Consider the following 26,659-nt stretch of genomic DNA (forward strand, 5'->3'; position numbering starts at 1 on the left):
CCCCGGCCGCGTACATACGGATGCGTGGGAGGGCCCGAAAGGCGCGCCTCCCACGCATCCGTACGTACGGTGTGATCCGGGCTACTGCCCCCGGGAGCTTGACGAGCCCGGGGAGCCGGGTGCGTTCTGGGGCCTGGGCATACGAGGCGTGTACGTCAGCGGCAGCTGGGGAACGTCCGGACTGCCCGAGGGGTTGGCCGGCGCGCCAGGGCTCCTCGAAGCAGCTGCCGCGGCCATCGGGTCAAGTGCCGTGGAGGCAGCGCCGTCAACGGTTCTTTCCGGGGCTCCTCCGCCGGAGCTGCGCGTCCGTGCGACCGAAGACATGTCCTGCGAGAAGGTCCCGTTGCCCAGGCCGCGCACGCTGTCATCGCGCAGGAAACTGTCGCGACGCCGGTCGTCGAGGCTGGGGTCGAAGTAGCTGAGGACGCTGTCGCGCCGCGTGCCCATCGGCGACGGGGAGCGAAGCCCGGCGATCTCGTGTTCGGCTTCGGGGCTCGCCTCGTCCCGCCTCGCGCCCCGGACGTTCTCCTCGGCTTCTCCGGTGGCGTGCCCGGCGCCCTCCGCGCTCGCGGCCTGGGTGAACGTATCGGCGTACTCGATCAGCCCCCGGGTCCTGCCGAGTTGCCCCTGCTCGTACATCTCCCGGAGCAGACTGTTCCCGGACAGGGCGATCTCCATCGCCTGGGCCATGGTTGCGACCTGGCTCTCGTGTTCGTTCTCGTACCGGCCCAGAAACCTGTCCTGCGGGCGCTCCGGTGCGTACCGCTCCTCGGGCGCATGCTGCGCGGGCTCCCGAAGGAACTCCCTAATCATGTGGGCGACAAGCTCTTGGACGGCGGACAGCGACCACGGGTCGCCCTGCGCCTGCCCCATGCCCACGCCGTTACCAGGACCGTCGCCCGGCCTGCCCGGTATCCCGGTGGTTTCCTCGTAGGCCGAGCGGGACAGGGCATCCCCGGCGGGCCCCATCCCGGGCCGTGGGGCAGGCACGCCCGGTTCGGCGGACGGTGAGTCCAGTCGGGCGACGTAGTCCCGCACTGCTTCGATGTCCTTCGGGGACGGGCCCGAGCCGTTCGTCGCTTTCAGGGCGTCGAGGTCTTGGAGGATCAGTTCTCTGGCGAGTGCGACGAGTTGCGGATTGAGCGAGGCGATGTCCTCGCTCCTGCCGGGCAGTTCTCCCGGCCGGCTTATCGGGGGCATGACGGCGTTCCCCTTCTGTCGTGTACGTGGATGTCCGTTGGGAAGTAATTTCGGACGCGGAGTCCGTGCGGTTCGACAGGGAACTCCCCCGCACGCGCCCGGTCTCCGGGATGAACCGCCGTGCGTACCCGGCCTCAGAACGACTACCGGGACCGGAACCCCACCGGGTGCCCGGCAACTGGCCTATGCCGAACTCACCGAACTCCGCCGCGAGGTGGCCGAGGAACTGTCGGTGTCCCGCTGACCGGCGGGGCCGTGCGATCACGGAACCCCGGCGGCGCGGCGTGCTGCCGCCCTCCCTGTGATGCGTGACTGAGCGGTGAGGGGATCACCGCTGGTGACCACAACGCGTTCGGGCGATGGGGGGTTCAACGGACGGGCCGGGCGCGTCCGTGGCTCTCGCCGATGCCGCGTCGGCGGACGCGAGCGCCGGTGTCCCCGCCCCGGAACAGAGAGCTGAACCGCTTCGGGAGTCCCCCGCGTAGTGCCGGTACCGACCACCAGTGAGCCGAACTACGTGCGGGAGCGGACCCGAGATGACCAGTGCCGTCGAGAGCGCCGAACCGACCGGGAGCACACAGCAGCAGGAGCCGCAGTTCATCCTCTATCTGGACGGCCCGCTGCACGACGAGGCGCTGCGTCGTCTGAGCCTCTGGGTGCGCCATCTGCTCATCCCGGTCTACGGCAGGGAGACGACGTCCACCGCCCCGTGGTGCCCCCGGTGGTGGGAGCACAAGGAGGCCGTGGCCCAGTTGTACGGGCTGTGGATGGCCTGGCAGGAACTGACCGCCCCGGGGGCCGGGATGACCGGACCCGCCGTCTGGCACCGGGACTACCTCACGCATGTCATGGCCACGCTGAGAGATCCCGCCGGTCCGTTCGCCGGCTGCAAGCCGGGGGCGCACCGTGCCAAGGAAGCACCGCACACGGACGCGTCCGACGGATGAACCCCGGCGGTAGAACCCGCCGGGCGGCGTGTGCTGCTGCGTCGGCCTCGGACTGGAACGAGTTCGGGGCGGCGCTGACGACTGTCACCAGGAGTACGGACAACCGGCGGAAGCCATCGCCCGATTGCCTGACCGCCCGCTCGATCGCTGAGATGGCGGTCCTGGGGTCCGGGTCGCCCAGGACGCCCGGCTCCACGACGAGCGGTCACACCAGCTTGGGCCGGGGCCAGTCCGCACGTCCCGGATTCCCTTCCCTACCGGCGCTGACACCCGGCGCCGGGGCGGTGGCCCGGCGCGCCGCGGGGTCCGTGCCCAGGATCGACGTCCTGGCCGTCGGCTCGCGGCAGTTCGCCCTGCCGGGCACTGCAACCGGTTACGGGGGCTGCCGGGGCTTCAGCGCGTCGGCTGTCGTCCGCCGTCGCCCCATGTGCCCGCGGGCGCTTGCCCCGAGTGGCCCCGCGCAGCAGGAACTCCACGGGCCCGTATCGGGTGTGGCGCAGCAGCAGGGCGCTGAGGGCCAGTTGGGTGGCGTACAGGACGAGACAGCCCGCCTGCACGACCGCGGTGCCGACGCGGTCGTACAGGCCGAGGCCGTAGCCCGTGAAGGTCAGCGCCAGCACGAGGGACTGTGTGAGGTAGTTGGTGAGGGACATCCGCCCGGCGGGCGCGAGCGCGTCGCCGATCCGGCGGCCCGCGCGGGTCCGTACGAGCAACAGCAGCCCGCAGGCGTATGCGGCGGTGAGGGCCGGCGCGGTGAGAATCCCGGCCGCCCTGCCGACGTAGAACCAGCGGTTGTCCAGCGGACCGTTGGAGCACACCGCCATGAACACCCCGCCGGCGAGCCCGATGGGCAGCCCGCGGTGGACGATCCGCTTCATCCGTGCGCGGTGGCGGTCCGGGTCGGCCAGCGCCCGCCACCTGCCCGCGGCGAGGCCGGTGAGGAAGGCCGCCAGCAGGTCGGCGGCGAAGAGCAGATCCCCGGCGAGCGCGTGGGGCAGCAGCCGCACATTCGCCATGACCACCGAGCCGGGACCGCCTCGGTATCCTGCCACGGAGTCGGATGCGACGGTGGCGAGGCCCTCGGGCCGGACCGGCTCGGTCGTGGAGAGGACAAGCAGGCCGTAGGCGAGGAGCAGGACGGCGACCGCGCCGAGGAGGCCGGCCGCGATCCGCAGCACGATCCTGGGTAGCGCCGTGCGGAACGCGAACAGCACGAGTCCGAGGGCCGCGTACGTCATCAGGATGTCGCCCGGGTACAGCAGTACGGCGTGGGCGAGGCCGAGCAGGAACAGTACGACCGAGCGGCGAAGGTGGCGCGGTGCGAAGGCGGCTGCCGCGCGTTCCGCCGAACGCTGCTGGAGGGTGAAGCTGTAGCCGAAGAGGAACGAGAAGAGGAGATAGAACTTGGTGGCGACCAGCGCGGTCACCACCCAGGCGGCACCACGGTCGACGGCCGAGGCGTCCGGGCCGCCGCCTACGCCGGTGTAAGGGCCCGCCATCATCTGCGCGTTGACCAGCAGGATGCCGAGCAGGGCGAAGCCGCGCAGTACGTCGATATCGCCGATCCGGGCCGGCCTTGCGGCGGTATCGGGGCGCGGGGGAGTGGACACGCGCGTCGCTAAGGATGCGAGGGGGGCGCGGTCGGGGCGTCGGAGCCACGGGCGGGCACCGGGGCCGGGGTGTGCTCCCCCACGTGAGCGGAGCCGGTGTCCGCGGACCGGCGAGTGGCCATGGCCGCGAACGCCCCGTCCACAGCGAAGAAGCACAGGGCGGCCGCCGCGAACAGGACACCGGCCAGAGCTGATATACCCGCCACCACCGCACCTGTCGGGGCCCCCGGCCACAGTGCACCCGTCCCACCGCCGACCAGGGCGGTCAGGGAGTCCAGGGAGAACGGCGGCGGGTTCCAGCCGTGGCCGACCAGCGCGACACCCAGGCTGCCGCCCAGCCAGGCGGCGGTGAGGGCCAACGGGGTCAGGGCCACCAGAGTCATCAGCCACGGGACGAAGCCGGCCGACCCCGGCCGGTCCACTCCGTCCCCTCGATCCTTCAGGACACTCACGACGCCTCCATGTCTCGGACTGCCAGGGCGGCAGTACGGCCTCCGTCCGCACCCACAACGGGATCGTCCGGGAAACAGTTCAACTCCGCCCCGGCCGGCACGGATGCGGTGCTGCCGGCCACCCTCGCAGGGCGGCGTGCCCAACGATGAACGGGGAGGAGCGCACGATGAAGAAGTCGCCACCCCGCACACCGCGCCCGGGTGAGAGGGCCCCGGGCCTGCCGCACCCACCCGCCCCTCCCGCGGGGCGCACCCGGGCGCCGCGGGAGGGCGGGGGCGTTAGTGGCCTGGTGCGCCGCCGCCTCTGGCCCTGGGCGGGGCCTCGACGGGCCGGGACGACTGGTTTTGGGAAGACTGGTGCTGGGGCTGCTGCGGGACAGGGCCGGAGTTTCCAAGCCGGAGGCTCGCCGCCGCGGCGACGCTGGGGGCTGCTTCCTGGTCCGGGAAACCGCTGCCGGGTGAACCGTTCGGGAAGCGGGGCGAGTTCGAGCCGACGGAGGAACTGTCCGATGCCGGGTTGGTCGGAGTCGTCGGTATGTCCCCGGTCACATTCAGGTTGATTCCGGCGGCATCCATCAGATGCTGGGAATTTCCGACGTTGCGCATCTGATCAACAGGGGCGCGGGGCTCGATCGCCTTCTTGTAGTACACGAACGGGTAATCGGATTCCCGGGCCGCGTGGCTGGTGAAGGCCTGCACCTCGCCCGCGTATCCATACTGGGTGACCGGCCCGCGGTTGTAGTTGTTCATGAACCGCGTGCCGTTGCCCTTGTGGTAGACCGCGTCTGTTTCGATCCGGGCCTGGGGGAATTCGCGCTTCATGTTCTCCGCGAACTCCTGGAAACGGCACTTGCAGCCGTTGCAAGGACCGATGTTGCTGACGAACTCCACCTTGAGATCGCTGATCGCGCCCCTCGCTGCGGAGTTCGGCGGATAGTTCTGGTCGAGGTAGTTGTGCACCGCGTCGAGAGCGCCGACCTCCGCGTCCCTGGCCGATACCGTCATCTCCTGCCCCAGTCCGGGTACCTGGACAGCGCCGTAGGAGTCCCCGTCGCCGTACCCGCCCCCGGGGTCGCCCGCGCTGAAGACGGCGCCGTCGGCGACCGGGACGTGCTGGCCGTTCACCAGGAGGATCGGTTTGACGAAGACGCCCCGCCCCGGCGCGAACACGTCGTTCATGGCTTCCATCCGCAGCTTGCTGAGGTGCGGTCGCTGCGGTGCGTCCTGGAGCGGGACGTCCGGAGCGGGAGCGGCCTGCGGGCCCTGCCCGTCGGAGTTGCCCAGGTCGTCGGGGGCCGTCCCGTACTGCTGCTCGGCGCCGGCGGTGTAGGCCGACCAGACCTGCTGCCCCTGCGCATCGGTGACGTAGCACGGATTCACGGGGTCGCTCTCGTGCCACCAGGTTGTCGTTGACTGGTCGGCGTTGTACAAACCGATCCAGTGGTTGCCGGCGTCGTCGGCGTCGTAGCTGTAGTACGACCCCTGCTGCTGCCAGCCGACGATCCGATCGCCCACGCTGTAGTAGGTCCGCTGGGTCTGCTCGTCCCACTGGGCTACGGCATCATTCGGAGTGGTCACTGCCAATCCTCCCTCGGCATTGTGGATGTGGCCTTCTGTGCCGCCGGGCCTTGCGCCATGCTCCGGCGGCTTCGGTCCCACAACGCGGCCCGTACGGACAGGGTTCAGCCGGTGGCGGGACAGGGGATCGGACGGCCGGAGGTCCTCGGAATCGGCGCGCGGATCCGAGGTCCGTCGGGTGGCTCACCCCGACCCTCCGGCAGCGGCCGGGACGAGTGGCCGGGCACCGGCTGGTACTCCAGCAGCGGTTCTCCATTTCTGCTGGTCAGTGCCACTGTTGTCGCGCCTGGCGGACTGACGGTCTGTCATTGGGGCGGTGGTTCGTGACTCCTCCGGACGAGGTGGGTCCGGCGTTGGTAGTGCCAGCGGCGTGCGACAGCCTGGTGCCGTCGTCGCCGGCGCGACCAGTTCAGCGCGCGATCGAGGCGGTTGCGGTGGTGCGAGGGCCGGGGACGGGCAACGTCCAGCAGTGCGCCTCTCCCCCACACCGCGTGGCGCCCGCCTCGCCCGCCTGTTCACCGGTGCGCACCTGAGCGACTGGGACCTGCCGTACGGGGTTGTCACGAACGCCGAACACCTCGTCGCCGAGCTCGCCGCGAACGCGGCCACGCACGGCCGGCCGCCCGGCCGGGACTTCCTCATCGACCTCCGTACGACGGAAGGCGACAGCGCGCTCCGGATCGAGGTGACCGACACGCGTGGTGATCGCCTCCCGAGCCCTCGCGCCCAACCGCCCTCCTCGGACAGCGAGTCGGGGCGCGGGCTGCTGCTCGTCGAGGCGCCGGCCGATCGCCGGGGTGTCACACCGGGGCACGTCCCGCGCAAGACGGTGTGGGCCGAGCTGGACCTCGTACCGGAGAATTCGGGGCGTCCGAGATGACGTCGGCCCCGCCGCCGTACGGCACGCCTTGACCGCCGATCTCCCGCCCGACGGCGTGCGCCGCGGAACCGGGAGACTGCCGCGCCTACCGGACGCCGCACACCGAAAGCCGGACCGATTCCGCTCTGGTCGTCGCGGCTCCCGGCCCGAGCGTCGCGGTCCGATAACGGCCACCGCCCCCGTCACTCCTGTCCCGTAGAGTGCACGCGACGCATCTTCTTGAACACGCTTTCCAATAGGCACAGTCAAGGAGATGTGCTCCTGGGGGAGGGGACCGCAGCAATGCGCAGTGGAGCAAGAGTCGCCGTGGTCGGCGGCGTGTTTCTGGTGGTCGCCGGTGGCGTGGGCTACGGCGGCTACAACCTGTACAGCGGGCTGACCGGCAGTGGCGGCAAGGGCGGGACCGACGCCAAGACCGCGTCGGCGCCGAGGAAGACCGGGCCGCCCAGCGCGGACGAGATCAACGAGACCGCCAAGGACTTCCTGGCGGCGTGGGCCGGGGGCAACGCTCCGGAAGCGGCGCAGTTGACCAACAACGCCGCCGAAGCCGAGCCGTTGCTCGCCGGGTACCGCGATCAGGCCCGTGTCTCCGCCGCCGTGATCACGCCCGGTACGCCGGTCGGCGCGAAGGTGCCGTTCACCGTCAAGGCGACGGTGACGTTCGAAGGGCAGAGCAAGCCCTGGTCGTACGCCTCCGAGCTGACCGTGGTGCGGGGGCAGACCACCGGCAGGCCGCTCGTCGACTGGGCGCCGACCGTGGTTCACCCGAAGCTGACGAAGGGCACCAGTCTCAAGACGGACCAGGCCTCGGCCCCGCCGATCAAGGCCGTCGACAGCCGTGGCCGGGAGCTGACGAAGGAGAAGTACCCGTCGCTCGGGCCCGTCCTGGACAGCCTGCGCAAGAAGTACGGCAAGGACGCGGGCGGCACCGCCGGTGTGGAACTGGTCATCTCGTCCGCGAACGCCTCCACGCCCGACCAGACCCTGCTGACCCTGACCAAGGGCAAAGAGGGCAAGCTCACCACCACCTTGGACGCGGATGTGCAGGCAGCCGCCGAGCAGGCGGTGAAGAAGTACGCCCAGGCTTCGGTCGTCGCGGTGAAGCCGAGTACGGGTGAGATCCGGGCGATCGCCAACAACCCGGCGAGCGGCTTCAACGCGGCGGTGCAGGGCGCGCAGGCGCCCGGCTCCACGATGAAGATCGTGAGCGCGACGATGTTGATGGACAACGGAATCGTCCAGGGCCCCGGCGCCAGGGTGGAGTGTCCGCCGACCGTTTCGTGGGAGGGCGTGACGTTCGAGAATCTCAAGAAGTTCGAGATCAAGAACGGCACTCTGAAGGACAGCTTCCGCCGCTCCTGCAACACCGCATTCATCAAGGCGATCAAGCCCCTCACCAAGAAGAACATCGCCGGCACCGCGCTGGGCGAGACCGCACGCAAGTACTTCGGCATCGGCCTCGACTGGCAGACGGGCATCGCCACCGTCGACGGCAGTGTGCCCGAGTCGGCGGGTGCGGAGACCGCGGCCTCGTACATCGGACAGGGCAAGGTCACGATGAACGCGCTCAACATGGCATCCATCACCGCCACCGCGAAGAGCGGCGGCTTCCACCAGCCGGTGATCGTCCCGCAGTCCCTCGACCACCGTGAACTGGCCACCGCGGAGCCGTTGCCCGGCTCCATCGCGAGTGCCCTGCGCGAGATGATGAGCGCCACCGCGCAGTACGGCACGGGCCAGGCCGCGATGGCCGGGGTCCGCGGTGACAAGGGCGCCAAGACCGGCTCGGCGGAGGTCGATGGTCAGGGCAAGTCCAACAGCTGGTTCACCGGATACGCCGACGATCTGGCGGCGGCCGCGGTCGTGCAGTCCGGCGGGCACGGCGGCGACGCGGCAGGCCCGGTGGTCGCCTCGGTGCTGCAGGCCCGCTGATCCGCCGGCCCACCGGAAAAGCAGCTCGCATGGCCCGTACAGCTACCGCTAGCGTGCGGGCCATGAGCACTCACCACACCGACGCGCACCCCCGTTTCGCCGAGGCTCTGCGCGAGCTGGGGCTCGAGGTCCCGGTCCGCCGCTTCCCCGACGCGACCCGCACCGCCGCCGAGGCGGCCGCCGCGATCGGCTGTGACGTCAGCGAGATCGTCAAGTCGCTGATCTTCGAGGCGGATGGAGTGCCGGTCCTGGTGCTGATGGACGGCTCCTCGCGGGTGGACGTCGAGCGCGTACGGCAGGAGCTGGGCGCCGAGTCCGTCAAGCGGGCCGGCGCCGATCTCGTCCGGGAGACCACCGGCTACGCGATCGGCGGCGTACCGCCCTTCGGCCACGCCACCAGGACCCGGGTGCTGGCCGACCGCGCACTGCTCGACCACGCCGTGGTGTGGGCAGCGGCCGGGACCCCGCACGCGGTCTTCCCGCTCGATCCCAAGGCGCTGATCGCGCACGCGGGCGGCGCGCTCGTGGACGTGCGCGAGCGCACGGCGTGACGGTTCTCGTCGCCACGGCGGTCCTGATAGCCGCGGTCACGCATGCCTCGTGGAATGCCCTTGCCCACACCATCAGAGATCAGCTGGTCGCCTTCACACTGATTGCCGGCGGCGGCACGGTGATCGGGGCCGTGCTCGCCTGCTTCTCCCCGCTGCCCGAGGCCGCCGCCTGGCCGTATCTGATCGCCTCCGCGCTGCTCCACATCGGCTACCAGGCGCTGCTGATGCGGTCGTTCACTCTGGGCGACTTCGGCCAGATGTATCCGATCGCCCGGGGTACCGCGCCGCTGGTGGTGACCGTACTCGCGGCGCTGTTCGTCGGCGAGAGCCTCAACGGCTGGCAGCTGGCGGGCGTGGCGATCGCCTCGGCGGGCCTGGTGGGCGTCGCCCTGTGGGGCATCAGGGGCTCGGAGGCCCGTCCGCACTGGCCGGCGCTGCTGGCCGCGCTGGCGACCGGTCTGTCCATCGCCGCGTACACGGTGGTCGACGGTGTCGGCGTACGCGCCTCGGGCACGCCCCTCGGCTATATCGCCTGGCTGATGATCCTGGAGGGGGCGCTGATCCCGGCATACACGCTGTACGTCCACCGGGGCGGCCTGCTCGCCCAGCTGCGCCCGTACGCGGGCGGGCTCCTCGGCGCATTGCTTTCGGTATCGGCCTACGGACTGGTGCTGTGGGCGCAGACCAAGGCGCCGCTCGCTCCGATCGCGGCACTGCGCGAGTCGTCAATCATCCGTTGTTAATACAGTAATTGGCATGAGCCGATCCAAGAGCAACAGGATGAGCATCGTCCCCGGCGAGGGTGCGGCAATCTACTGCCGGATCTCGCACACGAAGGACGAGGACCAGACCGGCGTAGACCGCCAGGAACGCATCTGCCGGGAGATCGCCGAGCGATTGCAGCTCCGTGTCGACGCTGCGCACGTGTTCGTGGACAACAACCGCTCAGCATGGCAGCGCAATCGCACGCGACCAGGATGGAATGATCTTCTCTCGGCCATGGGCGAAGGCGAGATCCGGCATGTGATCGTCTACCACCCGGATCGGCTCATGCGGCAGCCGAAGGATCTCGAAGAACTTCTCTCCATCGCCGACGACAAACGTGTGTTGCTCCACGGCGAGGCGAACCGGCGCGATCTCTCCGACCCGGACGACCGTTTCATCCTGCGTATTGAGGTGGCACACGCGTGCCGCTCTTCGGATGACACCTCCCGACGACTCAAGGACGCACTGGCGGAGAAGGCCAGGGGAGGCAACCCGCACATCGGCAACCGCCCTTACGGCTACACCAAGAACGGACGGGCGATCGTGGAGGAGGAAGCGAAGATAGTTCGTGAGGTCTTCCGTCGTTACCTCGATGGGGAGAGTCCCACTGCAATCGCCCAAGATCTCCACGCACGCAAGATCCCGACTTCTAAGGGCAAACGCTGGGAGCCGGAAAACGTGCGCAACCTTCTCTCGTCGAACTACGTAGCAGGTGTCCGTATTCACCGAGGTGAAGAGGTGGGAGTCGGTACCTGGCCCGCCATCATCGATCGTGGACAGTGGGATGAGGTGCAGCAGCACCGGAAGCACCGGGCTGCGCGTATCGAGAAGGAGCGCAAGCGACCCAATCGCTACTACCTCCTGCGAGGAGTGGCCACGTGCACGTGCGGCATGCGCATGGCTGGCACGAACGGCAGGTACGCGTATTACCGATGCACTCGCGCGGCACTCAACGGCGAGCAGAAGTGCGGGCGTTCCGTCTCAGCGGGGCCGTTGGAGGCTTTCATCCGCGATGTGTCCATCAAGGTTCTAAAGGAGCTTGATGTGTCCGGCCGGGAGCCCGCCAGCACAGCGCGCTCCGATGCTGATGTACTCGCGGAGGAAAAAGATCAGCAGAGGCTGAAGGAGCTCAACCAGATGTGGCTGAGTGACGATGACTTCACGACGGCCGAGTACCAAGCGATGCGCGCCGATGTTGTAAAGCGGATCAAGGAGCGTCAGCGCAAGACCGTACAACGTCCGGTCGCCGTCCTCGAAGGCATCGTGGGACCTAACGCCGGTAAAAACTGGAAGGAGTTGGAGAAAGCGGAAGACTTCGGCCGGATGAACGCCATCTACCGCTTCCTGTTCGCCGCCGTCGTAGTGCATCCCGCGATCACAAAAGGCCGAGGGTTCGACACTGATCGAGTGGAGATCAGGCCGAACCCTCTGGACTAGCGATCGTGAGGAGCAGGGCCGAGGAGCCGCGCCAGACGGGCAGCGCTCTTCGGCCCTATCCGTTTCGGGAACTTCGCCGCCTCACGCTGCACCGCTCGTTCCCATTTCTCGGGATCACGACGTGTCATCACATCGCCCCCAGTTCCTCGCGGGCGATCTCTCGGTTTCGGGCGAGGTCTTCAGCGACCCCGGCGGCGACAAGTGCCGCTCCTGGCGTGTGGCCGGAGCCGATGTAGCGCCAGTGGGCGTCGGTGATGGTGTCGGAGTCGTCGGGGAGTTGGGTTCCGGCGGCGGTGCGTTCGTGGTCGGCGCGTTCGGCGCGCAGGGTGGCGTAGGTGGTGGAGTAGGCACGGGATTTGGTGAGGATGTGGCCGCGGTAGCCGAGGGTGTGGGCCCAGTCGCGGAGCCGCAGGTGCTCGAATTCGGGGAGGCCGCCGAGGCGCCAGCAGGCGCGCATGAGGGATCGCAGGTGCGGTGAGACGGGAGCGGTTTCGATGTCGTCAGGGCAGGTCAGTCGGTGGTCGTTGCCGGCGGCTGTGTCGGCCGCTCCCTTGGTGACGTACTTGGCGACGTATGCGGCGACGGCGTCATCTGCGAGCCCTTCACTGTCGCCGAAGGCGCGCAGCGGTCGGGCGTCGAGTTGGGCTCCCCACCGCAGGATGTGTTCGCCGATGGCCGAGCTGTAGGGGCTCTGGACCGTCACGGCCCGCGCGGCAGCGTGTACGGCAGCGGTCAGCGCGTCAGCGGTCGCCCAGGGCGGCGGAGGGTCGTGGGGACCGGTTGGGCCGTCCAGGCGCACGACGGCGTGGAGGTGGATGGCCGCGCGTCGTTGGTATTCGGCGACCTTGGCGAAGGAGAGCCGGGCATGGTGGGGGAATTGGGTCTGGACGATTCCGGCGGACGAGGCCAGCGCACGGCGGACGCCACGGGCGAAGCGCGCCCACAGCTCGCCGGTGTGGGCGTGCCACAGGACATGGCCCGGGTAGTCGTAGCAGTCGGGGCACAGCGGCTGTCCGACAAGAGGGTCTGTGTCGGTGTGACGGGCGGGGCAGCCTAGGGACCGGCCGTGTTCGCAGTGCCCGGCATCGCGGCGGGGGCGGCAGCGCTCCGTCCCAGTCGTGATGTGGTGGACGGGGCCGAAGCCTGGTGCGGTGAGGGTGACGAAGAGCCGGGGATGTTCGCGGACGTCGTCGGGGACGGTCTTGCCGCCGACGAGTCCGGCGCGAACCAGGTGGAAGGTGTCTCCCGCGTGGAGGCGGGAGCAGGGCGCGCAGACGGTGGCGCGCCGGTTGCGGCAGCGGACCAGGAGGCGTTCGCCCGGTTCTGCGGTCGTGTCGTAGTGGTGCAGGATCTCGGCGCTGTGAGCGTCTCGGATGGTGGTTGCGCCGGTGAGATGGATCGGGTGGGCGCAGCCGCCGGTGGCGGTGATCTGTTCGAGCCAGCGGGCGAACTGGGGGTGCTGTGCGAGGCGGATGGCGTCTTGGTCTGCTTCGGTGAGCTGACGCAGACGCGCCGCGCGGTCGAGCACGGCGCGTCTGTCAGCCGAGGTGATCTCGGCGGTGATGGTGGGGACCTTCCTTGTTGGGCCGCCGAGGCGGCACGGACGGTGGATGGGTGGGCTGTGTCCATGGCGATCACTCCCTGTGGGTTGTGTGGTGGTTGGTCGGGTCAGCGGATGGTTCCGGTGCCCCGGCAGCAGCGGCAGCGCCGCCGGTGTCCGGTGCGGGTCTTGCGGTAGCGCTCGCCCTTGCAGACGGGGCAGCGCACGCGGCGCATCGGCATAGAGCTCCCTGTCAGGTGTGGGTGAATCCGGAGAAGATCCAGGTCACGAGGCTGTCCACGGTGAAGATGACCGGGGCCTGGCCGAGGTAGAGCCCGAAGAGGCCGATCATGACCGCCTCCCACGCCTTCACATCGCGGGAGCGGACCAGGAGAATGGCGATGATCCCGAAGATCAGGGCGAAAGGGATGGCTGCTTCCTCGGTCATGCTGAATCACCTCCCGCCAGGGCGCTCAAGGCATGGGTCACGCCGGGGAGTTCGGGAGTGATGGCCGCGCACTTGATCGCCGTACTCGCCGCTTCCTCGGTCGATGTCAGGTGTGACCGGGCGCGTCCCCAGCCGCCATCGGGCCCGGTGCACACCGCGACACCCTTCTCCTCCGCAGTGATCGACTGAGCCACGATCACCGCGTCCTTGTTGAGATCGCCCAGCGTCATCTCAGCCGTCCCGGGATCATTCACGCGATGGCAGATCCTTCCCGCCAGCTGAGCCCGCAGCGCGGTGACCCCGGGGCCAAGCTCGGAGCCGACGCGCTGCCCTGCGACCACCAGGTGCATGCCGAGCGCCGCACCGAGCTGCGCCAGCCGCAGGAGCAACGTCGAGCACTGTTCCGCCTCTGCCTTGCTCTCGCGCGTCCCGTCGGAGAGGTACAGCTCCGCCAGTTCGTCGACGATCACCACGACCGGCACGGGACGCAGCTTGTCGGGGAGTTCCCAGACGGAGCGGACTCCCGCCGACCGGCACACCCGCATGCGCTCTTGCATGTCGATGACGAGCGCACCGAGGACCGCGACCGCCTCACGCCGCGAGGTGGTGAGCGCGCTCAACCGCCCGGCGAAGAGACCGAGTTCCATGCCGCCCTTGCAGTCAATGCCGACCAGGGCGACACGCTGGGGTGCAAGCTGAGTGATGAGCCGGGCGAGCAGAGTGGATTTCCCGGACCGTGTGGCACCCACGATCAGCCAGTGGGGCACCAACATCAGATCGATCACCCACGCACGTCCGCTCTCCACAACTCCGATGACGGCGGACAGCAGGGAGACGGGTGCCGAAGCCAGGCCAGGGCGTTCCAGCGGATCACTGCCCGTGGCGGTCAGGAGTACGAGCCCGCGTTCCGGCGAGGTGACGCGAACCGCGTGGACCCTCCACGCGTGGGCGAACGCATCAGCCGCCGCCATGTAGGTGGCCGGGGTCTGGCCCGCGTGCAGCCGCACGAGCACGGTCAGGCCGAAGCACGTCGCGCGCGGGAACGAGATGCGCGGAGGGATGGGCCGTAGCGGCTCGCCCTTGACGACCAGGTCGCCGAGGAGCCCACGCGACGGACGCCGGGACACGGCCAGGTCGTTGAGCACCGCGACTCTGCGCCAGGTGAACAACACCCGGCAGGCGGCCACCGGGTACCCCGCGAGATACCAGTGCCAGGCGGGGCGGTTTCGGCGCAGCAGATCGCCGACCACGAGTACCCAGGCGAGCGCCGCCAGCCCGAAGGCGAGCAGGATCGCACTCATCACGCACCACCAGCCTTCGCGGAGGTGCCGTGCACGGGTGTGATAGCAGCAGCACGGAAGCTGATTCCGTGCCGGTCGCCCATCGCCCAGGCGAATGCCTCCAGGCCGGTTACCCGTACCTCTGTCCCCTCGGTGATGCCCTTCGGCTGACCGGTCACCGAAATCTCGATCACCGAGACCCGGCGGCCCTCCTGACGGACCATGACGGCCACGGTGTAGATCGTGTTGCCCTCCCGGTCCTTCTTAACCTCCTTCGTCTCGAAGTTGCTGACCTTCGCTTCCGGCTCGACAGCGCACCGCAGTACGCCGAGCCGGGATGTGTCCACAGGTATGGACTGCATGGGTTGTTGGCCTCCTTGGCCGTTCACGACGCCAGGCGATCCTGTCGTCACTCGTCCTTACGAGTTATAACCATGCATGTCTTGACGTGAGAACGCAAGCACTTATGCTGACGAGTGACGTAACACGACGGGCGTCATCCGCCCGCATCCCGCCCCGTCCACACGCGGAAGGCCACAGACATGGCAGGCATCGAGCGCCCCGGACCGCTGTACCAGCAGGTCGCAGCCGCCATCAGGCAAGGCATCGCGGACGGCGAGTTCCCGCCCGGCAGCCCGCTCCCCTCGGAGGCGCAGCTCATCGAGCGCTACGAAGTCAGCCGCCCCACCGTCCGCAACGCCATTGCGGCACTGCGCTCGGAAGGGCTCATCGAAGTCCGGCACGGGAAAGGCAGCTTCGTGAGGGGGACGCTCACGCCGCCCCTGGTCATCGATCGGACCATTGCCCGAAGCGGCAAGACGTTCACACCGGGCGGCCCTGCTTGGGGCGAGATGCACGCGCCGACCGTCTACCGCACCAAGGCCACGGAGGCGACCGGCCCTCTCCTCAAGCTCGACGAGGGCGAAGCACTCTTCGGCGTTGACCGCGTGCTGATCGATCCGACGAGCGGAGCCCGCGCGCTGCACCGCCTGCTGATCCCGTTCGCCACGGCCGACGAGGCGCCGCTACTCGCCGAAAAGCCGGACGCCCCGCTTGGGGGCATCTACACGGCACTCACCGCAGCCGGGCACAAACTCACCTGGTCCGAGACCGTACAAGCGCGCATGCCGCAGGCCGACGAGCGCAGCGCCCTGGAGCTGCCCGACGCCACACCGGTCATCCACACCGTGCGCGTCACCCACGGCACCGACCACGAGCCCCTGATCCTCGAAGAGCTGCGCGCCAGCGGCATTCAGGCCCGAGTGTCCTACCGCATCACCGCCGACAGCCCCCGCGCGCTCAGCGCCGTCCGCAGCTGAGAGGCCGGAGATCGGTCCAAACCCTCTTCACTTCCTCAAGGGCGCGCCTACGGCGCGCCGGGCGGCCCTGCCGCCCCCGCCGGGCTGCGGCCTGGCGGCCGGTCCCGCCGGGCGGCAACCGCCCGCACCGAGGCGAGACCCAGCGGCAGACGGAGCGGCCGACCCGCCGTCATCGCTGGGGCGTTGTGGCTGGGGGTCGACGGCCTCCGAGACTTTAGGCAGCCACCATGGGGCGAGCCTCGAAGAGCAGGGGGCCCATCGGACGGAAACGCGGGCATGCAGGTGCCTGCCCGATTCGCCGCGCCAGCGTAAGGCCCCCTGCTCTCTCGCCCCATGGCAGCTCCCGCCCAAAGTCTCTGCGGCCGGCGACGTGCCCACGTTCCCCATCGGACACCGCACGCCGACCGCCTCCCGCCTCAGCTCGCTTTGCCCAACCCGCGCGACCGCCTGCACCAGAGCAGCCACATCACGAGCCGCTGTTGCCGACAGCACAAGACGCACCGCACCGGACCCGTCGACTTTCGCCCTGGCTCTCCATTCGAGTCCCGCCGTGTCGAACCCAGCCGCCGCCAACGCGGCCGCCAACTCCCCACCAGCGTCAGTCGCATCCCGCCAGCCCGCCACGTAGTCCACTCCACGCACCCACACCACGTCGTCAGGGTCGAACGACTCGTTCTCGAAACCCGCGTCCTCTGGGTCGTGCATCTGTCTCAAGTCCCTTCCCCGCGTGCTGGCTTGACTCCGACCATCAGGGGCTCATCGAGCACGGGCACGACGACGACCCCGGTACCATCGGCACCAGGGTCCTGATCACGGGATTCCTAGCCGGACCACCCCGATCGCTTCCAGGCTCAGGGGTGGTCCGGCGTTCAAATATGGGTGATATGTGCGACCCTGATCCGAAAACGGTCGCCATGTGTTGGTTCACGTACAGCTCGGCGCACAACCCGCCGATGGGAGCGGGAGGTTAGAGGCCCCGCGAATCACTGAGCACCGCCAACGGCACATAGACCACGATCCAGAAGACGACGATCGCGAAGACGAATAATCGCTGCCTCATCGGCGTACACCGCCGCTCTCGGCCCGCGTAGCTCGGAAAAACGACGTCGTCATGGCCCGGAATCCCGTATGGCCAAACCGGCCCGCATGCCGCAGGGACCACACCTCGGGCTCATCCTTGCTGTCAGCCGCTCCCGATGACTCCCCGCACGTCGTGCACTCCGCCTCAAAGATCGGCCCACTCCCCGAGGTGTCAACCTGCAACACCCAGTCAGCGAACCGCCAGACCGACCGTCCTCCCATCAGCGCCGCCCCGCCTTTCGCTCATCAGGCACAGACCGGTCACCGCGATCCACCATCAACACATCAGCCGCATGCACTCGCAGCGCAGGGCCGGACCTGAAGACCAACACGACCTGAGGACCGCCCGAGGCGTACCGGTCCGATCGAACGGATTTGACCTCCCGCCACCGTCCATGGGCGCTGACCCAGTCCCCACGCTGTACCCGCAACGCCACCAGCCGAGCCACTACGCCTCCCCTCTGTCGGGAGCTGTCACGACGGCCCACACCGACTTGCCGACCCCGCCCCGCTCGCTTACGCCCCACTGATCTGCCAACGCAGCAACCAGACCCAGCCCTCGCCCGTCCTCCGAAGCACCGTCCCAACATCCGGGGAGAGACTGCGATGCAGAACGAGCGGCTACGCGCCGCAATGGCAGCCGGAGGGTGGACGTACTCCACCCTTGCAGCGAAGGCGGAGGTAGACCCCAAGTCCGTCGAACGATGGGTCAATCTCGGCCGGACGCCGCGCCGAAGCACGGCCATGCTTGCGGCTGAGACGTTAGGAGAAGACGTGCACGCTCTATGGCCATCACTGCGCCAGGCTCGCTCTGCCCGAGCCGTCAGCCCAGAACTGGTGGCTCTTCACGAACAGCGCGCCAACGTACCTGTGTCCGCGTTCACGGACATGCTGGCGCAGGCAACCCAGCAAATCGACGTTTTGGTGTACGCCGCTGTCTTTCTGCACGAGGCGTACCCGCGACTCAATGACCTTCTGCGGGAACGCGCCTCTGCGGGCTGCACGGTGCGTATCGCTGTCGGTGACGCCGAGAGCGAGAACGTCCGGCAGCGAGGCATGGAAGAGAAATTCGGCCACGGTATCGAGTCCCGCTGTCGTCTCGCCCTCATGCACTACCGCCCCCTACTCCGAGTGCCAGGTATCGAGCTCCGGACCCACTCCACGACCCTGTACAACTCCCTCTATCGCGCGGATGATCAGCTACTTGTCAATGCCCATGTGTGGGGAGTCAATGCATATGGGGCACCCGTATGGCATCTCCGCCGCAACGGCGATGGCGGGATCTTCGACACGTACGCCGCTAGCTTCGATGCCGTCTGGTCGACAGCCCAACCCGTAGAGGAAGAGTGACCCATGGCGCGGACCGAATACTTCGACGACCCCGACGCCCCCAAGCCGAACAGCTTGGTCGTGGCAGCGTCCGCGGTCGTAACCGACGAAGCGGGCCGCATCCTCCTCCAGCGACGCCGTGACAACGAACTCTGGGCACTGCCTGGCGGGGGCATGGACATGGCTGATTCACTGCCAGGCGCAGCCGTACGGGAGGTCAGGGAAGAGACGGGCCTCAATGTCGAGATCACGGGTCTTGTCGGCACGTACACGGACCCCCGCCACGTCATCGCCTACACAGACGGCGAAGTGCGCCGCCAATTCAATGTCTGTTTCACAGCACGCGTTGTCAGCGGTCGACTCACTATCTCTGACGAGTCCACGGAACTACGGTTCGTGCTGCCGAACGAGCTGGACACGCTGCCCATGCACCACACACAGCGGCTCCGGATCCGGCATTTCCTGGAGCATCGCGAGCGGCCGTACCTCGGCTAGCACCGTGTCGCCCACAGCCACTGGCCACTCCGGCTGACACTCGCCCGGACCTCTCACCATCCTTGCTCTGACCAGGCAGCTAATTACTGCTTCAGCAAGAGTTGACATCGATCATCGTGGGCGCGGCGATCGGAGCGCTCTTCTTCAAGGAACGGTTCGGTGCGCCGAGGATCGCGGCGGCGGGACTGATGGTGGTGGGCATCGGCCTGATGCTGCGGGCGGGCTGAACCGCAAGGGGTGCCGTGGGCGTCCCACCCGGCATGGGGACGATCACGCACCGAATACGTCAGCTGCTCCGCTTCGGCCTGTTGCAGGCCCGCTGCTGCGCCTTCGCCGTCGCGCTCGTCGGCGGCATCGCCGTCTCGGGTCTACTGCCCGCACTGCCCGTCGCGCGCTACGACCTCGTGCTGATCTACGGGATCCTGCTCGCGGTGGCGGCCAGGAAGCTCGGCTGGGACAGTGCACGCGACACGGCTGTGATCACAGGCTGCCATCTCATCGGGCTGCTCTTCGAACTGGTCAAGGTGCGGATGGGGTCGTGGAGTTATCCGGAGGAGGCACTGACGAAGGTCGCGGGTGTGCCGCTGTACGGCGGCTTTCTCTACGCGGCCGTGGGCAGTTATGTCTGCCGCGCCTGGCACTTGTTCGGACTGCGCCTGGACGGCTACCGGCCGCGGATCATGGCGGTGCTCGCCGGTGCCGTCTATCTGAACTTCTTCAGCCATCACTGGCTGCCCGACCTCCGCTGGGCACTGGCCGCGACGCTGCTGTTGGCGACCGCCGGGACCTGGGTGCACTACCGGGTGGGGGCGCAGGAGCACCGTATGCCGCTCGCTCTGTCGTTCGTTCTCATCGGGTTCTTCCTCTGGGTCGCGGAGAACATCGCGACGTACGCGGGCGCCTGGACCTATCCGGACCAGCTGAGCGGCTGGCAGCCGGTGTCCGTGGCGAAGTTCGGGGCATGGGCGCTGCTGATCACCGTCACCTTCGTGCTGGCGGCGGGGCAGCGCCGCGCTGCACCCCGGTTGTCATAGGCGGGCAGTACGGTCCAGTCATGGCAGCCAGAATCGATTTGACCCTCGACTGCACGGTCGCGCAGCTGCTCGCGGAGTTCTGGAAGCCGGCGCTGGGGTATGTGGACGAGCCCCCGCCCGCTCCGTTCAAGACCCGCGAGGAGTGGCTCGCGCAGTTCGACCTGCCGGAGGACGACTCCGAGGACGACGGGGCGTGGCTGTGCGATCCCGACGGCGTCGGCCCCCGGCTCTCCATCCTCAAGGTCCCCGAGCCGAAGACGGCGAAGAACCGGCTCCATATCGACATCCGGGTGCCGGGCCACGGCAGTCCCGATGAGCGGTGGGCCAGGATCCGGGCCGAGTCCGAACGGCTGGTGAAGGCGGGCGGGACGGTCCGGGAGGAGGTCGACGGACACCACATCATGATGGCCGATCCGGAGGGCAATGAGTTCTGCGTCGCCGCGGGCCGGGCCTAGGGATCCGGCCGAAGGACCCGCCGAGGGACCGCCGAAGGACCGGCTCGGGAGGGCCACCGGCTCATTCCCGCGCGATGATCTGCCCGAACGACGTGTTCACCGCGAGCAGTCCGCCGTCCACCCGCAGCGTCGTACCCGTGATCCAGGCCGCGTCGCGCGAGGCCAGGAACGCCACCGCCGCCGCGATGTCCTGCGGCTCTCCGACCCGTCCCAGCGGGTAGATGCGGCTCAGCGCGTCAAGGCTCGCCTCGCGGCCCGACCAGGAAGGCGTACGGACCGTGCCCGGGTTGACCTGATTGACGCGTACGCCGCGCGGGGCAGCGTCGCCGGCCAGGGTGCGGGTCAGTGAGGCGAGGCCCGCCTTGGCCGCGCTGTAGGCGTGGTTGCCGAAGTCCTGCTCGCTGTTGACGGAGCCGATGTTGACGATCGCGCCCCGGCCGCCCGCAGCGGCGAGATGGGGCAGTGCGGCGCGGGCGCACCGGAAGGCGCCGGTCAGGCTGGTGTCCAGGTCCCGGTGCCAGGACTCGTCCGACTGGTCCTCGATGAGCGGAGTGTCGGGGCTGCACGAGAACGCGTTGTTGACCAGGACGTCGAGGGTGCCGAAGCGTTCGACGGCGTACGCGACGGCCGCCTCGACCGCCGTACGGTCGCCCACGTCGCAGCTGAAGGAGTCGGCCCCGGGGATGGACCCGGCCGTCTTCGCGGCGTGTTCCGCGTCCACGTCGGTGACCAGGACGCGGGCGCCTTCGGAGGCGAGCCGACGGGCGGTCGCCTCACCGATACCGCGCGCCGCGCCCGTGATCAGTACGCCGTAACCCTCGAAACGTGTCATAGCGCTGCTCATAGCGCTGAACGTACCGCCCTGATCAGCGCCTGGGCCCGCGGATCGGCCGTAACTCCCTTGCGCATGCCGTTGGTTACGTAGCCGAGCGCGATGCCCGACTCCGGGTCGGCGAAGCCGAGCGAGCCACCGCGCCCCGGGTGGCCGAAGGAGCTGGGGCCGAGCAGGGGGCAGGCCGGGCCGTGCAGCATGAAGCCGAGGCCGAAGCGGGTGGCCACGACCAGAACACGGTCCGGGCCGACGGACTCCTCGGTGCGGGCGAGGGTCACGGTGGCCGGGGCGAAGAGCCGTGGTCCGCCGTCGACCGCACCGATCGTCGCCGCGTAGAAGCGGGCGAGCGCGCGGGCGGTGGATATGCCGTTGGATGCGGGGAGTTCGGCGGCGCGGTACAGCGGGTCGTTCTCGTCCGGAAGCGGGTCGATCACTCCGAAGGCGCGGCGGCTGAGCGACTCAGGGTTGGCGTAGGCATCGGAGACCGCGCGCTTGGGGCGCAGTTTGAGGCCGCCGCCGTCCGCCGTGGGCGGCTCGTCGACGGCGCCGATCCGGCCGACCCGGTGGGCCTCCTCCTGCGGCAGCCCGATCCAGAAGTCCAGGCCGAGCGGGCGGGCGATCTCCTCGGCGACCCAGCGGCCGATGGTCCTGCCGGTGACCCGGCGCACCAGTTCGCCGAGCAGCCAGCTGTAGGTCTGCGCGTGGTAGCCGTGGTCCGTGCCGGGCTCCCAGGCGGGGCGCTGTGCGGCGAGCGCGGCCGGGCCGCTCGCGCCGTCCGCGGCCTCGGCCGGGGTGAGCGGGCGGTCGAGGACGGGCAGCCCGGCGCGGTGCGAGAGGAGCTGGCGTACGACCACGCGCTCCTTGCCGGCCGCCTTGAACTCCGGCCAGTACGTGCCGACCGGGGCGTCCAGGTCGATCTGGCCGCGCTGGTGGAGCAGGAGCACCACGGCTGCCGCGACGCCCTTGGTGGCGGAACGGACGACCTGTGCGGTGTCCACGGCCCACGGCGCATGACCGTCCACGTCGCGGCTGCCCGCCCACAGATCGACGACCTTGCGCCCGTCCCGGTAGACGGCGACGGCCGCGCCACGCTCGCCGCGCTGCTCGAAGTTGCGTATGAAGGCGTCGTGAACCGGCTCGAAGCCTTCTGCCACCGTGCCCCGGACGTCCACCGCGCCTGCTCTCCCGCTGCCGCTCATCCCCCCATGGTGCAGGGTGGTCCGGACCACTCGACTCGCGGGTCGGCTCAGCACGGACCGGTCGGCTCAAGCACGGATCGGGCAAGGTCAGCTCAGCATGATCGAGACGTCGATGTTGCCGCGGGTCGCGTTGGAGTACGGGCAGACCTGGTGCGCCGCCGTCACCAGGTCTGCGGCGAGCTCCTGGTCGACCAGCGGCAGCGAGACATTGAGCGCGACTGCGAGCCCGTACCCCTGCGCCTCGTTGGGGCCGATCCCCACCTTCGCGGCGACCGTCGAGCCGGTCAGGTCCACGCCCGCCCTGCGGCCGACCAGGACGAGTGCGTTGTGGAAACAGGAGCTGTAGCCGGCTGCGAAGAGCTGCTCCGGATTGGTGCCCTGACCGTCGCCGCCGAGCGCCCGCGGCATCGCGACGCGCAGCTCGAGCTGCCCGTCATGGCTGGTCACATAGCCGTCGCGGCCGCCGTGCGCGGTGGCCTCCGCCACGTACATGATCTTTGTCGGCCGGGTGTCGGCGCGGTCGCTCACTGTGCGTCCCCGAGTTGATGGCAAAGCGATAAGTACATTGCGCACAATGTATCGAAGGGGATTGACGCGGTATTACTCGGGGGTAGCCGAATCCGTCGCCACCGCGACCCGCCGTGTCAGCTCGTGCAGTTCACCGCGCAACCGCGCGATCTCCGACGCCTCGAGACCGGTGGCCGGCAGCAGCCGGGCCGGCACCCGCTCGGCGCGTGAACGCAGCGCCTCGCCCTGGTCGGTGAGCACCAGCCGTACCGAACGCTCGTCGGCGGCCGAGCGTTCACGCCGCACCAGACCCGCCGCCTCCAGCCGCTTGAGCAGCGGCGAGAGAGTGCCGTAGTCGAGCCGCAGCGCGGCACCGAGCTCCTTGACCGGGATCTCCCCCCGCTCCCACAGCACCAGCATCGTCAGGTACTGCGGGTAGGTCAGGCCCAGTTCGTCGAGGAGCGGTCGGTAGACGGCCGTCACCGCGCGCTGGGCCGCGTACAGCGCGAAGCACAGCTGGTCGTCAAGGAGCAGCGATGCCGCCGCCGTTCTGCTCGTTTCCTCGTTCACGAGCCCATTGTCACGGACTTCGGGTCGAAACCGAACGGGAGCTCCAGGCGGTGCGCCCGCATGAGCTCCTCGTCGCCCAGCAGGTCCTGCGTACGTCCGTCCGCCGCGATCACGCCTTCGCTGAGGATCACCGAGCGCGGGCAGAGCTCCAGCGCATACGGAAGGTCGTGCGTGACCATCAGTACGGTGACGTCCAACGACCGGAGAATGTCGGCCAGTTCGCGGCGCGAGGCCGGATCGAGGTTGGACGACGGCTCGTCGAGGACCAGGATCTCCGGCTCCATCGCCAGCACCGTGGCGACCGCGACACGGCGGCGCTGACCGAAGGAGAGATGGTGCGGCGGCCGGTCCGCGAACGGGGCCATGCCGACCTGCGTCAGGGCCGAGACGACCCGGGCCTCCAGCTCCGCACCGCGCATACCCGCCGCCGCGGGGCCGAAGGCCACGTCCTCGCGGACCGTCGGCATGAACAGCTGGTCGTCCGGGTCCTGGAAGACGATGCCGACCCGGCGGCGGATCTCGGCGAGGTTCGCCTTGGCGACCGGCAGGCCCGCGACCGACACCGAGCCCACGCCGCCCGCCAGGATGCCGTTGAGATGCAGCACGAGCGTGGTCTTGCCCGCGCCGTTGGGGCCGAGCAGGGCGACGCGCTCGCCGCGTCCGACCGTGAGGTCGACGCCGAACAGGGCCTGGTGGCCGTCGGGGTAGGCGTAGGCGAGGCCGGAGACTTCCAAGGACAAGGACGACGCGGACGGCGCGGAGGACGCGGACGACGCGGACGGCGCGGAGGACGCGGACGGCGCGGAGGACGCGGAGGACGCGGACGACGTGGACGACAAGGGCGCGGTCATAGGGTCCAGCCAAGCAGACAGACCGCGAGGGCGGTCAGCGGGAGTGCGGCGGCACCGGTCCACTGCGCACGGGTCGCGGTCACCTCGTCGATGACCGGCATGGTCCCGGCGTATCCCCGGCTCACCATCGCCAGATGGACCCGCTCGCCGCGCTCGTAGGAGCGGATGAAGAGTGCGCCCGCGGACTTGCCGAGGACGCCCCAGTGGCGCACGCCGCGCGCCTCGAACCCGCGTGACCTGCGCGCGATCGACATACGGCGCATCTCGTCGGTGATGACATCGCCGTAACGGATCATGAAGGAGGCGATCTGGACCAGCATCGGCGGCAGCTTGAGCCGCTGCAGGCCGAGCAGCAGGGAGCGCAGCTCGGTCGTCGAGGCCAGGATCACGGAGGCGGCGACGCCGAGCGTGCCCTTGGCGAGGACGTTCCAGGCGCCCCACAGGCCGGGGACGCTCAGCGAGATGCCGAGTACGGACACCTGCTCGCCCGGCACCACGAACGGCATGAGGACCGCGAAGGCCACGAACGGGATCTCGATGAGCAGCCGACGCAGCAGAAATCCGGCGGGGATGCGCGCCAGGACCGCGACCGCGGCGAGCAGCACCGCGTACAGCCCGAAGGCCCAGACCGCCTCGCGCGGCGTGGAGACCACCACCAGCACGAAGCAGAAGACGGCGGCGAGCTTGCAGTGCGGAGGCAGGTCGTGGACCGGAGAGTGCCCGTGCCGGTAGAGCTTGTGGGTGTGGCCCGCGCCCATGTCAGACCGATTCCGGTACGTGGGTGGGCGCGGCGTCCGTCGTGCGGCGGCGGCGCACGGACCAGAAGATGCCGGTGCCCGCGACGACCGTGACGCCGACGCCGATCACACCCGCGAGGCCGCCCGAGATCCGGGCGTCGGTGATGTCCTTGACGCCGTAGTCGGCGAGCGGGGAGTCCTTGGCGGCGTGCTCCTCGACGTTCTTGTCGATGCCCTTGTCGGCGGCGACCTTCTCCAGGCCGTCGGGGCTGGCGGAGGCGTAGAAGGAGACAAAACCCGCGAGGACGAGGGCGGTGACCAGGCCGGTCGCCCAGACCGCGCGCGGCGACCGGGCGGCCACCGGGACCGGCCGGGCGGCGGGGGCGTCGACCAGCTCGCCGCCGACGCGCAGCTTCAGCGGAGCGGCCAGGCCCCGGGCTCCGTACACCAGGTCCGGGCGTACGGCGACGACGGCGCCGACCGTCAGCATGGTGATCACGGCCTCGCCGATGCCGATCAGGACATGGACGCCGACCATCGCGGTCAGCACCTTGCCGACGGGGACGTCGGTGGTCCCGCCGATCGCGTAGATCGCGGTGAAGACGCAGGCCGCGGCCGGTACGGAGATCAGCGCGGCGGCGAAGGAGGCGACGGTGACCGAGCCGCGCTTCCGCGGCAGCACCTTGACCAGGCCGCGGAAGAGCGCGTAGGCGACGACGACCGTGACCACACCCATGACGGTGATGTTCACGCCGAGCGCGGTGAGGCCGCCGTCCGCGAAGAGGATGCCCTGCATCAGCAGGACGACGGATATGCAGAGCACACCTGTGTACGGACCGACCAGGATGGCCGCGAGCGCGCCGCCGAGCAGATGTCCGCTGGTGCCGGCCGCGACGGGGAAGTTCAGCATCTGTACGGCGAAGATGAAGGCGGCGACCAGGCCGGCCAGCGGCGCGGTTGCCTCGTCCAGCTCACGGCGGGCGCCGCGCAGGCTGACGGCGACGGCACCGGCGGCAACGACTCCGGCGGCCACCGACACAGGTGCGTTGATGAATCCGTCGGGGACATGCATGGAGGACTCCGCTTCGGACAGATGAATAACTGTTCAATGATAGTGCCCTATTGCACATCAGTTGCAAGAGCGGGTCTGTCACAAATGAACTAGCGCCTTCGGCCCAAAATATGGGACATTAGAGGGCATATCGGGCGAGTGTGAGGAGCCGGCCAATGACCGCAGCCGTCGAAGATCATGCACGGGCCCGAATCGTCACCGATGCTCCGCAGTTCCGCTCCGTCCGCGTCGCACTGCGCTACGAGCCTGTGGAGAACCCGGATGCGGTGTCTTTCGCCTTCCCCAGCGGCCGCGACTGGACCTTCCCCCGCGCACTGCTGGAGACGGGGCTCCGCTCACCCGCCCGCCTCGGCGACATCGAGGTCTGGCCCTGCGGCCGGGTCCAGACGATAGTGGAGTTCCATACCCCGGACGGTGTAGCGGTGGTGCAGTTCGACACCACGTCGCTGATCCGCTTTCTGCGGCACACATACGCGGTGGCCGCACCCGCCACCACGGCATGACGGGCACGGCCACCGGGTTCCGCGGCGGCCCCCGTCCCCACGGTGCCGACGCGCTG

The 26,659-nt window shown here is 69.3% G+C and carries 27 protein-coding genes and 2 pseudogenes; 13 read left to right on the forward strand and 16 right to left on the reverse strand.

The genetic code is table 11. The annotated features are described in order from the left end of the window. Positions 1-81 precede the first annotated feature (81 nt). Positions 82-1,200 (reverse strand): hypothetical protein, encoded by a 1,119-nt coding sequence (locus OG735_RS17570; RefSeq protein ID WP_327324126.1) that lies wholly within the window; start codon positions 1,198-1,200, stop codon positions 82-84. Between the two features lie 536 nt (positions 1,201-1,736). Between OG735_RS17570 and OG735_RS17575 the strand changes: the two genes are divergently transcribed. Continuing rightward, the gene (locus OG735_RS17575; RefSeq protein WP_327324127.1) at positions 1,737-2,147 is read left to right on the forward strand and encodes a DUF4913 domain-containing protein; all 411 of its coding nucleotides are present in this window, start codon (positions 1,737-1,739) and stop codon (positions 2,145-2,147) included. 254 nt (positions 2,148-2,401) lie between these two features. Here OG735_RS17575 and OG735_RS17580 read toward each other — a convergent pair whose 3' ends face one another. The 3 genes from OG735_RS17580 to OG735_RS17590 all read right to left on the reverse strand — a co-directional run bounded on the left by OG735_RS17580 (position 2,402) and on the right by OG735_RS17590 (position 5,787). Next, the gene (locus tag OG735_RS17580; RefSeq protein WP_327324128.1) at positions 2,402-3,757 is read right to left on the reverse strand and encodes a DUF418 domain-containing protein; all 1,356 of its coding nucleotides are present in this window, start codon (positions 3,755-3,757) and stop codon (positions 2,402-2,404) included. An 8-nt stretch (positions 3,758-3,765) separates the two neighbouring features. After that, positions 3,766-4,209, reverse strand: coding sequence for a hypothetical protein (locus OG735_RS17585; RefSeq protein WP_327324129.1), 444 nt, complete (start codon positions 4,207-4,209; stop codon positions 3,766-3,768). Positions 4,210-4,488: 279 nt separating this feature from the next. Then, on the reverse strand, positions 4,489-5,787 hold the full coding sequence (locus tag OG735_RS17590; protein ID WP_327324130.1) for a hypothetical protein: 1,299 nt from the start codon (positions 5,785-5,787) through the stop codon (positions 4,489-4,491). Positions 5,788-6,256: 469 nt separating this feature from the next. Between OG735_RS17590 and OG735_RS17595 the strand changes: the two genes are divergently transcribed. The 5 genes and pseudogenes from OG735_RS17595 (at position 6,257) to OG735_RS17615 (ending at position 11,352) form a co-directional block, all read left to right on the forward strand. Continuing rightward, the gene (locus OG735_RS17595; protein ID WP_327324131.1) at positions 6,257-6,667 is read left to right on the forward strand and encodes an ATP-binding protein; all 411 of its coding nucleotides are present in this window, start codon (positions 6,257-6,259) and stop codon (positions 6,665-6,667) included. A gap of 282 nt (positions 6,668-6,949) precedes the next feature. After that, positions 6,950-8,599, forward strand: a complete 1,650-nt coding sequence (locus OG735_RS17600; RefSeq protein WP_327324132.1) for a penicillin-binding transpeptidase domain-containing protein — start codon at positions 6,950-6,952, stop codon at positions 8,597-8,599. A 62-nt stretch (positions 8,600-8,661) separates the two neighbouring features. After that, positions 8,662-9,150 (forward strand): YbaK/EbsC family protein, encoded by a 489-nt coding sequence (locus OG735_RS17605; RefSeq protein WP_327324133.1) that lies wholly within the window; start codon positions 8,662-8,664, stop codon positions 9,148-9,150. Further along, positions 9,147-9,884: pseudogene (locus tag OG735_RS17610) on the forward strand (EamA family transporter); the annotation flags it as partial. The gene OG735_RS17605 and the pseudogene OG735_RS17610, both read left to right, overlap by 4 nt. A 22-nt stretch (positions 9,885-9,906) precedes the next feature. Continuing rightward, positions 9,907-11,352, forward strand: a complete 1,446-nt coding sequence (locus tag OG735_RS17615) for a recombinase family protein (protein WP_327324135.1) — start codon at positions 9,907-9,909, stop codon at positions 11,350-11,352. A 127-nt stretch (positions 11,353-11,479) separates the two neighbouring features. Here OG735_RS17615 and OG735_RS17620 read toward each other — a convergent pair whose 3' ends face one another. The 4 genes from OG735_RS17620 to OG735_RS17635 all read right to left on the reverse strand — a co-directional run bounded on the left by OG735_RS17620 (position 11,480) and on the right by OG735_RS17635 (position 14,982). Further along, positions 11,480-12,880, reverse strand: a complete 1,401-nt coding sequence (locus OG735_RS17620) for a replication initiator (protein WP_327324136.1) — start codon at positions 12,878-12,880, stop codon at positions 11,480-11,482. Positions 12,881-13,145: 265 nt separating this feature from the next. Next, entirely contained in the window at positions 13,146-13,340 is a 195-nt protein-coding gene (locus OG735_RS17625; RefSeq protein WP_327324137.1) for a hypothetical protein, read from the reverse strand. Beyond that, positions 13,337-14,641 carry an FtsK/SpoIIIE domain-containing protein gene (locus OG735_RS17630; RefSeq protein WP_327324138.1) on the reverse strand — a complete coding sequence of 435 codons (1,305 nt, stop codon included), beginning with the start codon at positions 14,639-14,641 and terminating at the stop codon, positions 13,337-13,339. Before OG735_RS17630 ends, OG735_RS17625 begins: the two co-directional genes overlap by 4 nt. Continuing rightward, positions 14,641-14,982, reverse strand: coding sequence for an SCO3933 family regulatory protein (locus OG735_RS17635; RefSeq protein WP_327324139.1), 342 nt, complete (start codon positions 14,980-14,982; stop codon positions 14,641-14,643). Before OG735_RS17635 ends, OG735_RS17630 begins: the two co-directional genes overlap by 1 nt. A gap of 180 nt (positions 14,983-15,162) precedes the next feature. Here OG735_RS17635 and OG735_RS17640 point away from each other — a divergent pair, with 180 nt between their 5' ends. Next, on the forward strand, positions 15,163-15,939 hold the full coding sequence (locus OG735_RS17640) for a GntR family transcriptional regulator (protein WP_327324141.1): 777 nt from the start codon (positions 15,163-15,165) through the stop codon (positions 15,937-15,939). A 1,056-nt stretch (positions 15,940-16,995) separates the two neighbouring features. On the opposite strand, the gene OG735_RS41955 is transcribed toward OG735_RS17640, so the two are convergent. Further along, positions 16,996-17,241 carry a DUF7848 domain-containing protein gene (locus OG735_RS41955; protein ID WP_442812445.1) on the reverse strand — a complete coding sequence of 82 codons (246 nt, stop codon included), beginning with the start codon at positions 17,239-17,241 and terminating at the stop codon, positions 16,996-16,998. Positions 17,242-17,625: 384 nt separating this feature from the next. Between OG735_RS41955 and OG735_RS17650 the strand changes: the two genes are divergently transcribed. The 5 genes and pseudogenes from OG735_RS17650 to OG735_RS17670 all read left to right on the forward strand — a co-directional run bounded on the left by OG735_RS17650 (position 17,626) and on the right by OG735_RS17670 (position 20,332). Beyond that, on the forward strand, positions 17,626-18,369 hold the full coding sequence (locus OG735_RS17650; RefSeq protein ID WP_327324143.1) for an XRE family transcriptional regulator: 744 nt from the start codon (positions 17,626-17,628) through the stop codon (positions 18,367-18,369). A gap of 3 nt (positions 18,370-18,372) precedes the next feature. Further along, positions 18,373-18,843 (forward strand): NUDIX domain-containing protein, encoded by a 471-nt coding sequence (locus OG735_RS17655; protein ID WP_327324144.1) that lies wholly within the window; start codon positions 18,373-18,375, stop codon positions 18,841-18,843. 104 nt (positions 18,844-18,947) lie between these two features. Continuing rightward, positions 18,948-19,070: pseudogene (locus OG735_RS17660) on the forward strand (EamA family transporter); the annotation flags it as partial. A 33-nt stretch (positions 19,071-19,103) separates the two neighbouring features. Further along, a complete protein-coding gene (locus tag OG735_RS17665; RefSeq protein WP_327328358.1) occupies positions 19,104-19,877 on the forward strand; it encodes a DUF817 domain-containing protein in 774 nt (257 codons plus the stop codon). A gap of 20 nt (positions 19,878-19,897) precedes the next feature. Continuing rightward, a complete protein-coding gene (locus tag OG735_RS17670) occupies positions 19,898-20,332 on the forward strand; it encodes a VOC family protein (RefSeq protein WP_327324145.1) in 435 nt (144 codons plus the stop codon). 61 nt (positions 20,333-20,393) lie between these two features. Here OG735_RS17670 and OG735_RS17675 read toward each other — a convergent pair whose 3' ends face one another. From OG735_RS17675 to OG735_RS17705, 7 genes are all read right to left on the reverse strand, one after another. Next, positions 20,394-21,164: an SDR family NAD(P)-dependent oxidoreductase gene (locus OG735_RS17675; RefSeq protein ID WP_327328359.1), complete on the reverse strand. Its 771-nt coding sequence runs from the start codon at positions 21,162-21,164 to the stop codon at positions 20,394-20,396. An 8-nt stretch (positions 21,165-21,172) separates the two neighbouring features. Continuing rightward, complete coding sequence (locus OG735_RS17680; protein ID WP_327324146.1) at positions 21,173-22,363, reverse strand: serine hydrolase domain-containing protein; 1,191 nt, start codon at positions 22,361-22,363, stop codon at positions 21,173-21,175. A gap of 87 nt (positions 22,364-22,450) precedes the next feature. Next, positions 22,451-22,855, reverse strand: a complete 405-nt coding sequence (locus OG735_RS17685) for an organic hydroperoxide resistance protein (protein WP_327328360.1) — start codon at positions 22,853-22,855, stop codon at positions 22,451-22,453. Positions 22,856-22,963: 108 nt separating this feature from the next. After that, on the reverse strand, positions 22,964-23,440 hold the full coding sequence (locus OG735_RS17690; protein ID WP_327324147.1) for a MarR family winged helix-turn-helix transcriptional regulator: 477 nt from the start codon (positions 23,438-23,440) through the stop codon (positions 22,964-22,966). Continuing rightward, positions 23,437-24,291 carry an energy-coupling factor ABC transporter ATP-binding protein gene (locus OG735_RS17695; RefSeq protein WP_327324148.1) on the reverse strand — a complete coding sequence of 285 codons (855 nt, stop codon included), beginning with the start codon at positions 24,289-24,291 and terminating at the stop codon, positions 23,437-23,439. The genes OG735_RS17690 and OG735_RS17695 overlap by 4 nt, the downstream gene beginning before the upstream one ends. Then, the gene (gene cbiQ, locus OG735_RS17700) at positions 24,288-25,049 is read right to left on the reverse strand and encodes a cobalt ECF transporter T component CbiQ (protein ID WP_327324149.1); all 762 of its coding nucleotides are present in this window, start codon (positions 25,047-25,049) and stop codon (positions 24,288-24,290) included. The genes OG735_RS17695 and cbiQ overlap by 4 nt, the downstream gene beginning before the upstream one ends. 1 nt (position 25,050) lies before the next feature. Next, a complete protein-coding gene (locus tag OG735_RS17705; RefSeq protein ID WP_327324150.1) occupies positions 25,051-26,100 on the reverse strand; it encodes an energy-coupling factor ABC transporter permease in 1,050 nt (349 codons plus the stop codon). A 155-nt stretch (positions 26,101-26,255) separates the two neighbouring features. Between OG735_RS17705 and OG735_RS17710 the strand changes: the two genes are divergently transcribed. Next, complete coding sequence (locus OG735_RS17710) at positions 26,256-26,603, forward strand: SsgA family sporulation/cell division regulator (RefSeq protein ID WP_327324151.1); 348 nt, start codon at positions 26,256-26,258, stop codon at positions 26,601-26,603. The last annotated feature ends 56 nt before the right edge of the window (positions 26,604-26,659 follow it).

This window comes from Streptomyces sp. NBC_01210 (genome assembly GCF_036010325.1).
In the GTDB taxonomy this organism is placed as follows: domain Bacteria; phylum Actinomycetota; class Actinomycetes; order Streptomycetales; family Streptomycetaceae; genus Streptomyces.

Bases quoted from the DNA above. Each gene is read 5' to 3' on its own strand.
- OG735_RS17570 (WP_327324126.1), bottom strand. From the start codon at position 1,200: ATGCCCCCGATAAGCCGGCCGGGAGAACTGCCCGGCAGGAGCGAGGAC.
- OG735_RS17575 (WP_327324127.1), top strand. From the start codon at position 1,737: ATGACCAGTGCCGTCGAGAGCGCCGAACCGACCGGGAGCACACAGCAG.
- OG735_RS17600 (WP_327324132.1), top strand. From the start codon at position 6,950: ATGCGCAGTGGAGCAAGAGTCGCCGTGGTCGGCGGCGTGTTTCTGGTG.
- OG735_RS17605 (WP_327324133.1), top strand. From the start codon at position 8,662: ATGAGCACTCACCACACCGACGCGCACCCCCGTTTCGCCGAGGCTCTG.
- OG735_RS17615 (WP_327324135.1), top strand. From the start codon at position 9,907: ATGAGCCGATCCAAGAGCAACAGGATGAGCATCGTCCCCGGCGAGGGT.
- OG735_RS17625 (WP_327324137.1), bottom strand. From the start codon at position 13,340: ATGACCGAGGAAGCAGCCATCCCTTTCGCCCTGATCTTCGGGATCATC.
- OG735_RS17630 (WP_327324138.1), bottom strand. From the start codon at position 14,641: ATGAGTGCGATCCTGCTCGCCTTCGGGCTGGCGGCGCTCGCCTGGGTA.
- OG735_RS17635 (WP_327324139.1), bottom strand. From the start codon at position 14,982: ATGCAGTCCATACCTGTGGACACATCCCGGCTCGGCGTACTGCGGTGC.
- OG735_RS17640 (WP_327324141.1), top strand. From the start codon at position 15,163: ATGGCAGGCATCGAGCGCCCCGGACCGCTGTACCAGCAGGTCGCAGCC.
- OG735_RS41955 (WP_442812445.1), bottom strand. From the start codon at position 17,241: ATGGGAGGACGGTCGGTCTGGCGGTTCGCTGACTGGGTGTTGCAGGTT.
- OG735_RS17650 (WP_327324143.1), top strand. From the start codon at position 17,626: ATGCAGAACGAGCGGCTACGCGCCGCAATGGCAGCCGGAGGGTGGACG.
- OG735_RS17655 (WP_327324144.1), top strand. From the start codon at position 18,373: ATGGCGCGGACCGAATACTTCGACGACCCCGACGCCCCCAAGCCGAAC.
- OG735_RS17665 (WP_327328358.1), top strand. From the start codon at position 19,104: ATGGGGACGATCACGCACCGAATACGTCAGCTGCTCCGCTTCGGCCTG.
- OG735_RS17670 (WP_327324145.1), top strand. From the start codon at position 19,898: ATGGCAGCCAGAATCGATTTGACCCTCGACTGCACGGTCGCGCAGCTG.
- OG735_RS17675 (WP_327328359.1), bottom strand. From the start codon at position 21,164: ATGACACGTTTCGAGGGTTACGGCGTACTGATCACGGGCGCGGCGCGC.
- OG735_RS17680 (WP_327324146.1), bottom strand. From the start codon at position 22,363: ATGAGCGGCAGCGGGAGAGCAGGCGCGGTGGACGTCCGGGGCACGGTG.
- OG735_RS17685 (WP_327328360.1), bottom strand. From the start codon at position 22,855: ATGTACGTGGCGGAGGCCACCGCGCACGGCGGCCGCGACGGCTATGTG.
- OG735_RS17695 (WP_327324148.1), bottom strand. From the start codon at position 24,291: ATGACCGCGCCCTTGTCGTCCACGTCGTCCGCGTCCTCCGCGTCCTCC.
- cbiQ (WP_327324149.1), bottom strand. From the start codon at position 25,049: ATGGGCGCGGGCCACACCCACAAGCTCTACCGGCACGGGCACTCTCCG.
- OG735_RS17705 (WP_327324150.1), bottom strand. From the start codon at position 26,100: ATGCATGTCCCCGACGGATTCATCAACGCACCTGTGTCGGTGGCCGCC.
- OG735_RS17710 (WP_327324151.1), top strand. From the start codon at position 26,256: ATGACCGCAGCCGTCGAAGATCATGCACGGGCCCGAATCGTCACCGAT.